This is a genomic window from Micromonospora sp. NPDC050187 (genome assembly GCF_044459745.1).
In the GTDB taxonomy this organism is placed as follows: Bacteria; Actinomycetota; Actinomycetes; order Mycobacteriales; family Micromonosporaceae; genus Micromonospora.
Window position 1 is genome coordinate 1 of sequence record NZ_JBITJH010000006.1, and the last position, 15,362, is coordinate 15,362.

10 protein-coding genes are annotated in these 15,362 nt (G+C 73.5%); all 10 read right to left on the reverse strand.

Annotated elements, in window-relative coordinates:
• Positions 1-107: 107 nt before the first annotated feature.
• Positions 108-2,534 (reverse strand): endo-1,3-alpha-glucanase family glycosylhydrolase, encoded by a 2,427-nt coding sequence (locus ACIBJE_RS11665; RefSeq protein WP_396746738.1) that lies wholly within the window; start codon positions 2,532-2,534, stop codon positions 108-110.
• Positions 2,531-3,946 carry an alkaline phosphatase family protein gene (locus ACIBJE_RS11670; protein WP_396746741.1) on the reverse strand — a complete coding sequence of 472 codons (1,416 nt, stop codon included), beginning with the start codon at positions 3,944-3,946 and terminating at the stop codon, positions 2,531-2,533. The genes ACIBJE_RS11665 and ACIBJE_RS11670 overlap by 4 nt, the downstream gene beginning before the upstream one ends.
• Complete coding sequence (locus ACIBJE_RS11675; RefSeq protein WP_396746744.1) at positions 3,943-5,595, reverse strand: glycosyltransferase family 39 protein; 1,653 nt, start codon at positions 5,593-5,595, stop codon at positions 3,943-3,945. The genes ACIBJE_RS11670 and ACIBJE_RS11675 overlap by 4 nt, the downstream gene beginning before the upstream one ends.
• Positions 5,592-8,051, reverse strand: coding sequence for a glycosyltransferase (locus ACIBJE_RS11680; protein ID WP_396746747.1), 2,460 nt, complete (start codon positions 8,049-8,051; stop codon positions 5,592-5,594). The genes ACIBJE_RS11675 and ACIBJE_RS11680 overlap by 4 nt, the downstream gene beginning before the upstream one ends.
• Before the next feature lie 476 nt (positions 8,052-8,527).
• A complete protein-coding gene (locus tag ACIBJE_RS11685) occupies positions 8,528-9,859 on the reverse strand; it encodes a hypothetical protein (protein WP_396746749.1) in 1,332 nt (443 codons plus the stop codon).
• A complete protein-coding gene (locus ACIBJE_RS11690) occupies positions 9,856-10,029 on the reverse strand; it encodes a hypothetical protein (RefSeq protein WP_396746752.1) in 174 nt (57 codons plus the stop codon). Before ACIBJE_RS11690 ends, ACIBJE_RS11685 begins: the two co-directional genes overlap by 4 nt.
• A gap of 61 nt (positions 10,030-10,090) precedes the next feature.
• The gene (locus ACIBJE_RS11695; protein ID WP_396746755.1) at positions 10,091-10,984 is read right to left on the reverse strand and encodes a sulfotransferase domain-containing protein; all 894 of its coding nucleotides are present in this window, start codon (positions 10,982-10,984) and stop codon (positions 10,091-10,093) included.
• Positions 10,981-12,570 (reverse strand): lipopolysaccharide biosynthesis protein, encoded by a 1,590-nt coding sequence (locus ACIBJE_RS11700; RefSeq protein WP_396746757.1) that lies wholly within the window; start codon positions 12,568-12,570, stop codon positions 10,981-10,983. Before ACIBJE_RS11700 ends, ACIBJE_RS11695 begins: the two co-directional genes overlap by 4 nt.
• On the reverse strand, positions 12,563-13,501 hold the full coding sequence (locus tag ACIBJE_RS11705; protein ID WP_396746760.1) for a glycosyltransferase family 2 protein: 939 nt from the start codon (positions 13,499-13,501) through the stop codon (positions 12,563-12,565). Before ACIBJE_RS11705 ends, ACIBJE_RS11700 begins: the two co-directional genes overlap by 8 nt.
• Entirely contained in the window at positions 13,494-15,350 is a 1,857-nt protein-coding gene (locus ACIBJE_RS11710) for a hypothetical protein (RefSeq protein WP_396746763.1), read from the reverse strand. Before ACIBJE_RS11710 ends, ACIBJE_RS11705 begins: the two co-directional genes overlap by 8 nt.
• Positions 15,351-15,362: the final 12 nt, after the last annotated feature.

Below are 15,362 nucleotides of genomic sequence, written 5' to 3' on the forward strand. Positions count from 1 at the left end.
GGGCGCCCGCCCCCCCGGCCCCGGTGCCGCCCCCATCTTCCGTGCCCCCCCCCCCCCCCCCGGGGGCCCGGGGGGGGGGGGGGGGCCCCCCCCCCCGCGACGAGGCCTCAGAGGTCCACTGGATCCACCTGCGGGGCGGCGCCCCGCTGGGTCGGTGGGGTGACCGCGGACCGGGCCCGGCGTCGGCGGTACACCAGCCAGAGGGGCGGTACGGCCGCCACGGCGACGGTGGAGAGCAGCGCCGCCCAGGCGGGCAGCCCCCACGGCTTCTCGTCGGAGGTGGCGTGGCTCTCCACCAGCACGTCGTGGTCGACGGCGCGGCCGAGCAGGTCGGCGAGGACGCCCAGGTACGTCTCGCCGTGCCGTTCACTCGGCTCGACGTGGGTGTTCTCGCTGAACTCGTTCCAGCTGATCACCCCGAGGGCGTCCGGCGCGGAGCGACGGGCGGCGGCGAACGAGGCGCGCAGCGTGTCGCCGTCGCGCCGGTCCACGTCCCGCCGGCCGCCGATCATGCGGGCGTCGAAGCCGGGCGCGACCGGGGCGATCCAGAGCCCGCCGGTGCGCTTGACCGCCTCCGACATTGCGGCCAGCTTCCGGTCGGTCTTCTCCTCGACCGGGTCGGCGGAGGACCAGTAGTACGCCTGACCGTCCAGCACGCCCCGGGTGTCGGCCACCGTGTCGACGTTCTTGGCGTTGCCGAGCACGAGCAGGCGGCGGCGGGCCTCCCCCACGGTGTCGTCGATCTGCTCGGCGGTGAACTTCTCGCTGCCCGTCCAGACCACGACCGGCCGGTCGAAGATGTCGAACACCGGCTCGGTGGCGTACCGGTCGGCGAAGTGCCCCAGGTCCGCCCGGACCGTCGCCAGCGGCAGCGGGTCTCGGGCGAAGTCGAGCCCCTGGTAGACGATGCCGAGCTTGAAGTTCTCCCGGCGGGCGACGTCGACCAGCGCGGCGAGCCGGGCGTCGAGCTGCGGGGTGTGCTTCCAGGAGACCAGGAACCCGTCGATGCCGGCGGCCTTGGCCATCCGGACGTGCCGGCGCAGGATCTCGGTGTCGTCGCTGGAGTACCGCCCGAGCAGCGGATAGTCGGTCTTGGCCCGGTTCCACGAGGTCGGGTTGAACCAGATGTAGTAGTAGGCGAGCACCGGCACCGGGGCGGACGCCCCCGAGGGGGTCGGCGCGGCGGCGGCCACCGGCGGCGGAACGGCGACCCACGGGGTCGCGGTGTCCGGCGGGACGGCGGCCCACGGGAGCGTGGTGTCCGGCGGGCCGGCGGGAGCCGTTCGCGTCGGGGTGCCGGCGGAGGCCGGTCGGTCGGCGACCGGCAGCGGGGCCAGCAGCGTCAGCAGCGCCGCGACCGCGACGGCGGCACCGCGACGGCCGTCGGTCCGGCGGACCCCACCCGCCGGTGCCCCGGCTGCCGCACCGTTCGCCACCGGCGGACGGGCTGCCGGTGCCGTCGCGGCCGGGACCGGCTGGTCGGGTGCGCCCGCTCCGATGGCTGCCGTGCGTCGGCGACGGGGTAGCCGGAGCCAGGACGGGCGACGCGGCCGGACGAGCGTCCGGCACAGGTGCGGTCGGCCGACCAGGATCAGGCCGAGCGCCACGGTCAGCACGCCGAGGACCACCAGGCTCAGGTCGAGGGGACTGATCAGGCTGAGCACCACCTGCTGGTCACGGCTGATGCTGACCGGGCGTCCGAAGGAGACGCCGCCACCGGCGACCTTCACCTCGTACGTGCCCCGGGGCAGGTCGGGGACGAGTACCGTGCCGTCGGCGGCGAACCCGAGGCGCTCGACCCGGCCGTCCGCGCGGGTCAGCACCACGCCGCCCCCGGCCTGCCGGCTGAAGATCATGTCCGTCGCGCTGAACGTGACCTTGAAGAACAGCAGCTCGATGACCCACTCCTGCCGGTCCCACGGCACGAACCGCTGCGCGGCCCGGTTGACCACCGAGGTGCCGTCCACCACGACGCTGTCCACCACGTAGTAGAGCTGCTTCGACGCCAGCCCGAGCGGGCCCTGCTGGGTGCGGCTCTCGGCGACCCAGCGGGGTCGGCTCAGGTCCGCCCCGCTCAGCTCGTGGATCTCCCCGGTGCTGCTGCGCAGCCGCATCGTGGTGATCCGCTCTACCGGGACCGGGGTGCCCAGCCGTTCGACGAAGCTCCACGAGACCCGGCGGACGGTGCGCAGCCCGACCTCGACGACCCGGCGCACCCCGGCGTCCGGGCTGCCCCGGAAGCGGTCGAAGACCACCCGCCGGTCGGGGCTGACCGCCGCCGAGGCGACGACGATCCGGTCGGCGAGACCGAGGAAGTTCCGCACCCGGACGGCGATCCGCCCGTGGGTGTCGGAGCGCACGGTGGTGCCGTCGACGGTGACCTGGACGCCGGCCAGCGGCGGCACGGTCTGCATGCGCAGCACGCCTGGCCGGCGCGAGGCGGGACCGTCGGCCACGGCGGCGACCGGGGTGACCGTCAGCAGGGTCGCCACCAGGACCAACGGCAGGAGCAGGCGACGCAGCGGCCGGGTCACCGCGACCTCCGTCCCCGCAGCGCCGCCGTGGCGATCAGCGCCCCGACCAGGGCCACCGCGACGGCGTACGAGGTGTAGACCGGTTCCGGGCGGGGCCGGTGGACCGTCGGCGGATTCCGTTCCGCGTCGAGCAGCACCGCCGGGCGGGGTGGCGACTCGAAGTCGAACGCGCCGAGGAAGTTCGCCGCCTTCCGGTCCCGGTCGGCCAGGGGCGCCAGCCCCCAGTTGGCCTGGATGAACTTGAGCACCGACGCGAAGTCGAGGGTGGTGGACTCGACGTGACCCCGGCGGGCGTACGGGCTGACCAGCAGGGCCGGCACCCGGAAGCCGTAGCCGTACTTGTCGACCTGGGGCGGGGTGACGTGGTCGTACCAGCCGCCCCAGTCGTCGTAGGACCAGAAGAACGCCGAGGAGTCCCAGGCCGGGGAGCGCATGAGCTGGGTCAGCAGCGAACGGACCAGCGTCTGCCCGGCCCGGATGTTGCCCGGCGGGTGTTCGCTGTTGCCGGCCGGGGCGACGAACGCCACCGCCGGCAGGTCGCCCGTCGCGGCGTCCTCGTAGTACTCGTCCAGGTCGACGATCTTGCTGGACAGCTTCGGGTCGTCGATGTAGCGGGCGTACGCCAACAACGGCACCCAGATCACCTGCGCGCCCCGGTCGATCTCCTCCTCGGCGGTGCGGGTCCGGAAGGTGATCGTCGGGTCGTAGTTCTGCACGTAGAACTTCCAGGAGATCCCGGCCGCCTCCAGCCGGTCGAAGATGGTGGGGATGTCCCCCCAGCCGGTCGCCGGGATGGTCTCCGCCTCGCCGTACGCGCCGGGTCCGCCGGTGACCCGGAACATGTGGTTGCGAATGCTGCCCGAGTTCGACGAGCTGAAGAAGCGGTCGAAGATGACGTACTCGTCGGCGACGTTCCAGTAGTAGGGCATCTCCCGGTCGTCGTAGTAGGCCATCGCCATGGTGCCGTCCTTGCCCTGCTTGCTCACCCCCTCGACGAAGCCGTCCATCTTCCCGCCGTTGTACTGGGTGCGGAACGCCTCGGCCGAGTGGTCCAGGTCGATCGCGCCCCGGTCACCGATGTGGAACGGCTTGACGCAGGGCTCGGGCTGGCCGCGCTTGACCGGCATGCAGACGCCCTCCGGGATGCCGTCCACCCCGGGCCGGGTGCCGAAGTAGTTGTCGAAGGTGTGGTTCTCCTGCATGAGGTAGACGAAGTGCCGGATCGGCGTGCTGGTCGCGGGTCCGGGCGGGGCGGCGACCGCCGGCCGGGCCGGCGCGGCCCCGCCGGCAGCGGAAGCCCCGGCCGGTGCGGCGGCGATCGGCGCGGCGGCGGCGAGCAGGAGCGCGAGTGCCGCGCCGAGGGGACGGCGGAGACAGCCACGGCGGGCCCGGGGACGGATGGGGTCGGTCATGGGCGCACCTCGTAGATGATGATCACGGGAACCGGGGTCCGGTCGGAGCCGTCGACGTACTCGGTGTGCACCACCCGGCCGTGGTACCGGCGGACCAGGGTCAGCAGTCGCTCGGAGAAGTACGTCGAGCGCCGGGCGGAGAACGAGTCCCAGACGACGTAGTGCAGGTCGTTGGCGCGCATCGACGCGTCCGGGTTCTGCAACGGCGTGTAGGACGGGTTGCGGTGCAACGGGTTCGGGCTCACCGACAACCCGTAGCTCTGCCGGCTGCCGTAGTAGCGGACGATGTTCGCCATCGACGGGCCGACGGTCAGGATGACCGAGCCCTCCGGGGTGTTGGCCGCCAGCCAGCGGCCGGCCTCCCGGCCACCGGGCACCCCGCCGGAGCCGGCGAGGAAGGTGGTCCGCCCGGCGTGGTTGACCGCGTTCCAGGAGGGCCAGAGGAGGCTGACCGCGACCACCGCGACGGCCGCCAGCCGGACCGTCGGGACCAGTCGGGCGACACCGGCGGCCGGCTCCTCGGCCGGGGTCGCCGGGCGGGCGCGTCGGGGCCAGGCCCGCCGGGCCAGCCGGGCCGGCACCGGCAGGGTCACCAGGGCGCGGGCGGCGAGCAGCACCACCGGCACCGCGACGGGGAGCAGGTACTGGAAGCCCTTGACCGGCCAGAGCTGGAAGAACACCACGGGTACCGCGATCCAGGACAGCAGCAGGGTCTCCCGCCAGGACCGGCGTCGGCGCGCCCACCAGAGACCGCCGAGCGCCGCCGCCAGCACGAGTGGCCCGACCGCCGTCGGGACGTTGTCCAGATAGAAGTCCATGGGATGGTTCGGGCGGCGGAAGAGCTGCCAGACCAGGTAGTTGCGGCCGGTGCTGCTGCGGCCGGCGAGGGCCTGGGAGAGCGGGTGCACCGCGAAGATCGCGGCGAGCACCGGCAGCGCGACCAGCGTGGCCCGGACCGGCCGGCGCACCATCGGGGTCAACGCGAGGAAGGCGTAGACGCCGCCGGCGAGGACGACGCTGGTCTCCTTGGTCAGCATGGTCAGGCCGAGCATCGCGGCGGTCGCGAGGTACCAGGCCAGCCGCTGCGCCTGGACGAACCGGACCAGGCAGTAGAGGGTCAGCGTCGCGAAGAGGACCATCGGCCCGTCGAGGAGGACCTGGCGGGTGACCACCACGTGGTACGGCATGACCGCCAGCAGGAGCGCGGCGACCAGCCCCACCCGCCGGTTGTAGAGGCGGGCGCCGAGCGGGTAGACCGCGAGCACGGTGGCGACGCCGAGGACGACCACCACCACCCGGCCGGCGACGTCCGCCTCGCCGGCCCGGAAGAACGGCGACAGCAGCGCCTGGAAGAGCATCGGGTGGGCGCGGAAGACGGGGAAGAGGTCGGCGTACCGGGGATTGCCGGCCAGCGAGGCGGCCTGCCCGGCGTACACGGCCTCGTCGCTGTTGAAGCCGAGCGCGTCGAGCTGCCAGGCCCGGACGACGGCGGCGATCGCGGCGATCGCGGTGAGCACGCCGAGCACGGCCGCGCGGTGCCGGGTGGCCGGTCGGTCCGCGCCGGCCGGGTCGGTGCCGGTGCGCGGTGCGGGCAGCGTCCCGACCCGCTGCCCGGGTGGGGTCGTCGGAGAGGTGCCGGTGGCGCTCACACGGCGCCCCCGGCCCCGGCCAGGTGGGCGTCCCACCGGGGCCACACCGGCGACGGTACGGCGGCGCGGTGGGCCTCGCCCCGCTCCTCGCGGAGCAGGCGGGGGATCTCGTCGGCCCAGCCGAAACAGTCCGAGGAGACGACCCGGCCGCGCACGGTGGAGAGGAAGGCGGCGAGGATCTCCCGTTCCCGTTGCCGGAGCTGGGTGTAGCCCTGCCCGTCGATCGTGATGGAGGGGGCGAGGTAGCGGAACGGCGGGAAGCCGTACGCGTCGTCGGTGTTGTCGATCATTCGTTCCAGGGTCTCCGTGGGGTCGAGATCGCTGATCCCGGGCGCGCCGCGCTCGATGACGAAGAGCTCCTCCACCCGGGTGCTGGTGCCCATCCGGCACGGCACCAGGCGGTCCACGCTGTACTTGGGCGGCGGGATGAGCAGTTGGGTGAGCGCGTTGATGCCCATGATCGGCAGGTTGAAGCGGGCCAGGGCCAGCGCCAGGGACCGGCCGCCCCGGGAGTGCAGGCGGCTCTGGATCTGGAGCCGCCGCCACTCCTGTGGGGTGAGGTCCTGCGCCTGCACCGCGCGGAGCGTGTGCGCGCTGATGGTCAGCGGTTTGGGGAAGCAGAGCGCGACGCCGTCCGGCCGGACGATCGTCATGTCGTCGGAGAGGAAGAGTCCACCGTGGTCGCGGAGCAGCCGCAGCACGGTGGCGGTCTTGCCGGTGTCGGTGAGCGCCGAGAGCATCACCCCGACGCCGTCGAGGGTGACGCAGGCGGAGTGCAGCAGCATGTGTCCCCGGGACACCATCACGAAGCGGAGCAGCGCCTCGATGACGTTGGTGTAGACCACGTGCGGGGAGCGGGCCAGCAGCGGGCCGACGTGGATGTCGATCGGCGATCCGAGCTGGATGCGGAAGTTCGCCCCGAGCCGGCCGAGCTGCTCCTCGTAGCGCAGCACCGACTGTTCGGCGTACTGGGTCATCGCCGCGCGGCGCTGTGGGCCACGTCCGCCCACGTCGGCGACCCGGACGGCGATGTCCACGTCGGCCCCGGCGACCCACTGCGCGCGGAAGAATTCCAGCTCCGGCAGGCGGATCTGGGAGCCGATGGTGACCACCCCGGCGACGTCGTAGCGGTACTTGAGGTACTGGTAGCGGCGGCGCGACGGCGCGGCCAGCGTCTCCGTGCCGTCGACGGCGACCAGCATCCGTACCGGGTCGCGACGCCCCCGTTCGTCGGCGGTGTAGATGACCCGGTCGTTGACCAGGAACCGGAGCAGGAAGAGTGCGCCCAGGGTGACCGCGTTGGCGGCGAGCACCCCGACCCCCGCCCAGACCAGCGCCTGGAGCACCGGCAGGCGCAGCAGCAGCAGGACGTTGTTGAGCAGGAAGAAACGGGTGGCCCGGGCGGGCAGCCCGGACCGGCGGTTCCGCCGGTAGATCAGGTTGTCGACCAGCAGGAAGTTCCACGAGGTGGAGACCTGGGTGGCGACCGCCGCGCCGAGCAGGTGGTGCAGCTGGGCGGGTTCGTAGCAGAACCAGAGCACGGCGGTGTTGACCACCATGCCGGAGAGGCCGACCAGGCCGAAGGCGACCAGCCGGCCCAGTTCACGCAGGCGCTCCCGCAGGGCACGGGGGCCGGTACGCATCTGGCCGATCAGCCGCTGCCCGCGCAGCCGGAACAGGTGACGCAGGAACGTCAGCCCCTCCCGCAGCGAGGCCTTGGACCGGCCGGCGTGCCGGGCCGCCATCTCGTAGGCGACCTCGGCGACCCGCGCGGCCGGGTGGCGGACCAGCAGTTCCAGGAGGACCTTGAAGCCGACCGGGTTCATCCGGTCCAGCCGGATCGCGTCGCGGCGGACGGCGAACAGGCCGCTCATCGGGTCGCTGACGGTGGCCAGCCGGCGCGGGAAGAGGCTCTTGACCAGCCGGGTCGCCCAGGACGAGGTAACCTCCCGCGCCGGGCCGTCCAGCCCCTCCCGGGAGCCGTTGCCGGCGTACCGGGTGCCGATCACCACGTCCACGTCGTGGCGCATGGCCACGGCGGCGAGCATCGCGGCGGTCGTCGGCGGGTGCTGGAGGTCGGCGTCCATGACCAGGATCCAGTCGCCCCGGGCGTGCTCGGCCCCGAGCAGCACCGCCCCGCTGAGGCCACCGGTCCGCCCGTGCGCGGGGCGGTGCAGCAGGCGTACCGGCAGCGGGGCGTCGAGCGCGGCACGGGCGAGCACGGCGGGGGTGTCGTCGTCGCTGTCGTCGACCACCAGGATCTCCGCGCCGAGCGGGGCGACCAGCGGGACGAGCCGGTCGATCAGCAGTGGCACGTTCTCCGCCTCGTCGCGGGTGGGCACCACGACGCTGAGCCGGGGTGGCCGGTCACCCACCGGCGTCCCGAGGTCCTGCGGCACCGCCGCGGAACTGTCCGGCGTCTGACTGGTGGCCGGGCCGAGTACGGCTCTGGTCATGCCAACCCCTCACGGTCGAACCGAACGGTGATCGAGCCATTCGTTCGACCGGCGGGCAACACGTGAGGAATTCTCTTTCGAGAAAATCGTCACCGCCGACGCGACTGCGCCACATCCGCCGGTTGATGGCCCGGGCAGCGGAAGCGTACGAGCGGTGAACCGGGCGCGTCCATTGTCGGAACAGTCGACAACGCGACATGTGGGCAGGCGTTTTCCGTCGCGACGCGTTCACGTTCATCTGATCGTTTCTCCAGCTCAAGCGCTATGAAGATCAGATTGTCGCGACCGAAGGAAACAATTCTTCACCAGGGCCGGCGTGGCATTGTGATGGAATTTCCAGATGCGAGTTCCATTCTCTTCACAGGAGGCTGTTCGACCGTTCTACCGATTGCCGGACACCGCCGGATCGGCCGGGAAAACGCGTCCGGTCGGCGGTCGGCGACGGCCAGTCGAGCACGACCCGCGTCACGGCCGGGTCACCGGGCCGGCGGATCGGCTGACGGCGGATCGGCGGGACCGGCGGGCGGGCGGACCGACTCCGGTGGCGGGTCGGCGGGGCGACGGGCCGACGGGGGCACGGCCGCGGGTGGCGCGGCGGGCGCGCCGGGGGGAGGCAGGTCGCGCAGGTCCGCGACGAGGTCGGAGACCCCGTCGCCGCGCCAGTCGCACCAGGTTCCCGCCGGAGCCGGAGCGCGGCACCCGACGGACGCCTCGATCGCGGTGCCCTCACCCCACTCGTTCCAGGTGGTCACCAACTGCCACCGCGCCCCGGAGGCGTTCATCCGGGCCAGGCCGGCCCGCCAGCGCGCCCGGTCGCGGGCGAGGAAGGGCTCCTGCCCGTACGCCAGGCCGGCCTTCCAGAAGCCGGGCGAGACGGTGTACGTGCCCTCGCCGGGGGCGGCGCTGAAGTCGCTCTCGGCACGCGCCGGGCCGTACTGGTGCCAGCCGTCGATCCGGGGGGCGCCGGGGCAGGTGCGGAACCCGGGGAACACCTTCAGGTTGACGTAGACGCTCTCGCCGTACCGCTGGGCCAGCAGGTCCCGGACCTGGTTCCAGCGCTCCACGGTGGCGCAGCCCCGCGCGGTGGTGAGGTCGTTGGCGTTGTAGACGAAGACGACCATGCCCCGGCCGGGCAGGACGGCCAGCGGGGACCGCGCGCCGCCGTAGGTGATCCGCAGGTAGTGCAGGTCCTCGACGATCCGCTCGACGGTGACCTCGGTGACGCCCTCCGGCTCGTAGTAGGGGGCCCAGGCGAAGCCGGTGTTCCGCGCGCCGGCCATCATCGCCGGCCAGTGCCGGTCGGTGGTGGTGCCCCGACCGAACCAGGAGGCGATCCCGAGGGTGATCCAACCCTGGCGCATCTCGGCGACCTGCTCCCGGACCGTGGCCTCGTCGACCGGGTAGAACCCCCGGGCGGGCTGGTAGTTGGTGAACGGGTCCAGCCCCTGCTGCTTCCACGCCTCCGGGAACCACGGGTAGTAGAAGGCGGCCCGGACGACCGGCGCGGCGCGGACGACCAGCCGCACCTCGACCTGGCGGGTCACCGAGGCGCCCCGACCCTCGACGGTCAGGGTGAAGGTGCCGGGCCGGGTGGAGATCGAGGTGTGCAGGGTCAGCTCGGCCGGCGTGCCGGCGGTGACGACGGGCGGGGTGGACTCGGCGGTGGTCCCGGCGGGCAGGTCGGTGACCCGGAGGGTGACCGGCTGGGACGAGCCGGCGGTGACCGTGGTGGCGACGGTGAACCGGGCCGGATGGCCGGCGGTGACGGTCACCGACCCGGGCGTGGCGGCGAGCGCGAAGTCGTTCACCGGAGCACCCCGGACCAGGACGGGCCGGCAGCGCGGACGGCGGGCCGGTCGGGGCCGGCCGGTGTGGACGGACCGGCCCCGACCGGCGCGGATCGTGCCGGGTGGGGAAGGACGACGGGGAGCACCATGGTCAGCACGACGGTGACGACCACAACCAAACGACGAGACATTCGCCCAATTTAGAGGGCTATGTCCGTTTTTCGGCTACGACGCGCCGCTACCCCGCCGCCGTCACGGACGCGACCAGTCGAACTCCATGCCGAGCCGCGCGGCGAGCGCGTCGTTGTACGGCGCGAAGTACGCGGCCAGCTCCGCCCGCAGGCCTGCGTCCATCGCACTGCTGCGCCGGTCGTTGAACACCTCGAACCGGGCGAGCTGGTGCGGCGGCAGGCCGAGGAAGTCCAGCACCCGGGCGTACGTGGCGGCCGGCTCCCGGTAGAGCGTCTCGCTGGGCAGGAAGAGCATCTGCTCCCGGTCGAAACGGGACAGCCAGGGTTCCAGGTGCTCCAGGTAACGGCCCCGGGCCCGGTACGTGTACCAGTCGTACGCCTCGCTGAAGTACGTCGGGTCCGCGACGAGCCGCTCCCGCTCGCCGGCCGTCCGTTCCTCCTCCCGGGCCAGTGCCTCGGCGAAGTCCAGCGGCTCCCTGCCCTCGGTCCGCCGCTCCTTCCAGTGCGAGTACGCCCGCTCCACCGGATCACGGAGCAGGAAGATCAGCCGCACCGAGGGCAGCAGGTCGGCGACCCGCTGCGGGGCGAGCGGGTGGAACATGTACAGCGGCGCGGCCTCGCCCACCCGGGTCGGCCCGCCGTGCTTACGTTCCAGGGCCCGGCGCTGCCGCCCGGTCGGGAAGTGCGAGCGGTACCACGTCTCGCCCCGACCCCAGTTCTCCTCGAAGTAGTGCGAGGTCTTGGTGTTCCACGCCGGGAAGAGCCGGGGCACCAGCGGATGCTCCAGCAGGTACCGCCAGAGCGAGGTGGTCCCGCCCCGCTTCGTCCCGGTGATCAGGAAGTCCGGCAGCGGACGCTGGTCGCTGGTCCACTCGCCGTAGCGCACCAGCGAGCCGCGTACCCGCGTCCGCACCCCCGTGGGCAGCACGCTCTTGGCCCGGTCCCGGATCGTCATCGCATCCCTCTCGTTCCGCCGGACCCGGCCACCGCCGTCCGGTCGGGTGAACCCTCGTCCTGCCGGTCGCGGGGCGTCGGCCGCAGCGTCGCCGCAGCCGCCCGGACCACCCGCCGGACCCGCCGGTCGAGCAGCAGCAGGGCGCACCCGGCCACCAGCAGCAGCACGGTCAGCGTCAGCCCGGCGACACCCCGGCCGGCCACCGTCGCGCCGAGGGTGGCGAGCACCAGCGTGCCCGCACCGGCCAACGCGCCGGCCTTCAGCAGCGCACCGGTGAGCAGCGGCTGGCCGATCGCGGACCGGGCGGCGCGGGCCGCGAGCAGGTTCTCCACCACGATCCCGACCGTCCAGGCGACCGCCGCGCCCAGCACGCCGTGCCGGGGCACCAGGACCAGGGCGAGACCGACGTTGAGCACCAGGCCGGTGGCCGCGGCCATCAGGTGCCGGCCGCTGTTGCCGCTCATCAGCAGCATGGTCTGCACGATGCCGACCCCGGAGTTGACCATCATCGCGCCGGCCAGCACGGTCATCGCGGTCGCGCCCGCGCCGAACTCCGGCCCGAACAGGCTCAGGAAGCCGGGGGCGAAGAAGCCGAGCACGAGGTACGCCGGCCAGGAGAGCACGATGATCATCATGGTGGTCCGGCGGTAGACCTCGGCCGCCTCGACCGTCCGGCCCTGCCCCAGCAGGCGGGACAACTGTGGCGCGACCGCCACCCGCAGCCCCTGCATGACCAGCAGCCCGGCCAGTACGTACCGGCCGACCCCGCCGAGCACACCGGCGGCCGCCTGGCCGGCCAGCGCCGAGGTGAGCAGCACGCTGAGCCACATGCTGCTCGCGTCGATCGCCGCCGACGCGGCGCGGGGCAGCGCGAAGCCCCAGAACGACCGCCAGTCGGCGCGCTCCGGACGCAGCACGGCCCCCGAGGTCAGCCCGAGCGGGCCGACCAGCATCAGCGCGCAGGCCAGCACGGCCAGGGCGGCCGGAAGGAGCCAGCCGCCGAAGGCCAGCACCACCCCGGCACCGCCGACCACCGCCGCCACCACCAGCAGCGGCCGGGCCAACGGCACCAGAACGTACTGGACGGCCACCACGGCGGTCACCGGACGGACCGCGCGGACCGCCGCGACCAGCATGGTCATCGCCACGGTCAGCGGCAGGGTGGCGAACGCCAGCCGCAGCAGCGCCGGCCCGTCGCCGCCGGGGCGGTCGAACAGCACCGGGGCGAGCGGTCCGACCAGGGCCAGCCCGACCACGGCGACCACGGTCGACCCGAGCAGGGTGGGCACCAGCGCCACCGGAAGCAGCCGGGCGGCGTCGCCCTGGCGGCCCAGCCGCCGTCGGGGCAGGGCCCAGACCAGGGCGGTGTCCGCGCCCGCGCAGCAGAGCACGCCCACGATCGTGACGACGCCGATCGCGGTGAAGATCGCCCCGGAACCGGTCGGGCCGAACCCCCGAACGATCACCAGGGTCAACACGAAGCCGAGCAGCCCGTTGACGGCTGCTCCGGCCAGCCCGACCGCCCCGTTGCGGGTGCCGCGCCGGACCTCTGACCCGGCGGCGGCCCGGTCGGTACGGTCAGACACCCCGCCCCCGCCGCTGCGCCAGGCTCAGCACCCGCTCCCCGGAGACCAGGCCCAACGCCACCGGCAGGGTCACCAGGACCCGCTTCTCGGCCGGGTTGAGCCGGACCACCCGGACCAGCTCACGTAACGCCTCGCCCCGGCGGTGTCCGGAGGCCAGCGCGAAGGCGATCTGGCCGTGGATCCGGGCCAGGCCGGTCCGGCTGCGGGCCAGCTCGGGGTGCTTGGCGAGCAGGTAGCGGGACGCCTCGACGATGACCGCCCAGCGTCCGAAGAAGAACGACCCGCCGTGCCAGTCGACCACCACCAGCACCTCGGGGGCGATCACCACCGGCCCGTGGGCGGCGACCCGCAGCAGCCACTCGTAGTCCTCGCCGTAGCCGCCGGGGATCTCCTCGTCCACCGGGCCGATCGCGTCCCAGGTGGACCGCCGGACCAGCATCGTGCTGGAGTGCACCTCCATCACCCGGTCGGCGAGGAAGTCGTCCAGGGTGACCTCGCTCCGGTCGAGCTGGCGTTCCTTGGCGATGCCCGGACCCTGCAACCGGATGCCGCAGCTCGCCGCCGCCGCGTCGGGCCGCGTCCGCAGCAGCTCGACCTGGCGGCTCAGCCGGGCGGGGAGCCAGAGGTCGTCGTCGTCGCAGAAGGCGATCAGCTCACCGGTGGCCACGTCCGCGCCGGTGTTGCGCCCGCCGGGCAGTCCCTGCCGGTGCGTGTTGTTGACGTAGCCCAACGTCCGCCCGTGCTCCGGCACCCGGACCTCCAGCGGCCGGATGTCGCAGTGGTCGTAGACCACCACGCACTCGATCTCGCCCGGGTAGTCCTGGTCCAGCACCGCCTGGACGGCCCGCTCCAGCAGGCCGGGACGGTCCCGGGTGGCGATCACCGCGGTCACCCGCGGGTACGTCTGGTCGGTCGGTGCCAGCTCAGTCACGTCCATCCCTCGTCAACACGAAGCCGACCGGGTTCACCCCGGCGGCGCGGAGCCGCTCGACCACCCGGCCGAGGTGGGCCGTCCGAGTCCGGTCCCGGGCGGTGACCAGCACCGCGAAGCCGGCCCGGGCGATCCGCACCCCACGGTCGTCGCGGGTGGCGGCCGGAGCGTCGAGCAGCACCAGTCCCCGGTCGTCACCGGAGTCGAGGTCACGGATGAGCCGGACGAGGCCGGTGCCGATGCGGATCGTCCGGTCGTCGTCGGCGGCCGGGGTGACGGGGGTGACCGGGACGCTGGCCGAGGCGGATGCCGCCGGCGTGGGCGGCTTCGGCGGCTCGTTCGAGGTGCCGGACCGGTACACGGCACCGTTCTTGGCCTCCGGCCCCGGGCTGGGCCGGGGCTTGCGGACCGGGGAGATCACCATCGTGTCGTCGGGGCTGCCACCTGCCGGAGCACCGGCCGCCGGTCGGGGCGAGCGCACCGGCGTGATCTGCACGGTGTCGTCGGGTCCGCTGGCGGTGCCGGGTCCGCTGGTGCCGGGTCCGCTGGCGGCGCCGGCCGCGGTGGCCGGTCGGGGCGAGCGCACCGCCGTGATCTGCACGGTGTCGTCCATCGACCGGGGCGGGCTGACGCCCTCGGCGACACGTGGCTTCGGGATGAGCTCGACGGCGGGCTTCGCCACCGGCGTGGCAACGGGACTCGCGAGCTGGGGCCGGGTGGCCGCCACCGCCGGCGGGACGCGCCGCTGGGCGGCGAGCAGGACCGGCCGGATCTGCTCCAGGCTCTCCGGGGAGCTGCCCAGCCGCACCTCGTGTCCGGACTCGGCCAGTGCGGCGGCGACTCCCGCGCTCACCTGGGCCCGGCCCTCGTCCTCGTCGCTGGAGAGCACCACCAGCGGAACCGGATTCGGCCGTTCGACCCACTGGTTCAGCGCCAGGACGAGGTAGCGCATCTCGGACGTGGCGGCGTCGCCCTTGCTCCGCCGCACCGTGCCGAGCAGCGGGGCGCCGATGATCTCGGACGCCTCGTTGGCCGAGCGCACCCGACGGTCCATCGCCTCTCGGACGAAGGCCAGCAGCGTGCCGACCAGCACACCGCCGAGCAGTCCGGCCAGGACGAAGAGCAGGGCCGAGTCCCGGTTCGAGGGGACCGGCGCGCGGGCGGCACTGGTGACCGAACCGGGGCTCAGGTCCGCCGACGCGATCTTGGAACGCTGCTCGGCGAGCTGGGCCAGCTGGTCGTTCAGGGCCCGGATCTGGTCGAGCAGGGCGCTCGTCCGGGGGCCGGTGTTCGACCCCTCGTCCGGCAGCTGCCGCTGGGTGGTGGCCCGCTGCGTGGTCACCAGCGAGATGGTGTCGTCGTACGACTTGAGCACGGCGGCGCGCTGGTCCTCGTACATCCCCTTACGCAGGGTGAGGTATGTCTCGGCCGCGCCGTTGGCGCCCGCGACCGCCCCCTGCTCGCTCTGCCCGGCGTAGGTGAACCGCAGAAGCTGACCCCCGACCGGAGTCTCCACCTTCAGCGCGTTGGCCACCTCCTCGACGTCCCGGCCGGTGATCTGGGCGACCTTGTCGATGACGTCGTTACTGGTGGCGATGCCCGTCTCGGCGGTCATGTTGACCGCCCGGTCGGCGCCTCCGGCGGGCAGCGAGAACGGGTCGGTCACCACCGGACGGACCACGACCACGGTCGTCGCGGTGTAGACGGCCGGGACGAAGACGAGGTAGGCGACGACCAGGAGCAGCAGCAGCCCCACCGCGGCGAGCACGGTGCGCCAGCGGCGCAGGGGGATCCGCGCGAGATCTGCCAGCCCGACAGGGCGTGGTCGGGCGACATCGGTCGCGTCCATCAAACAGGTCCT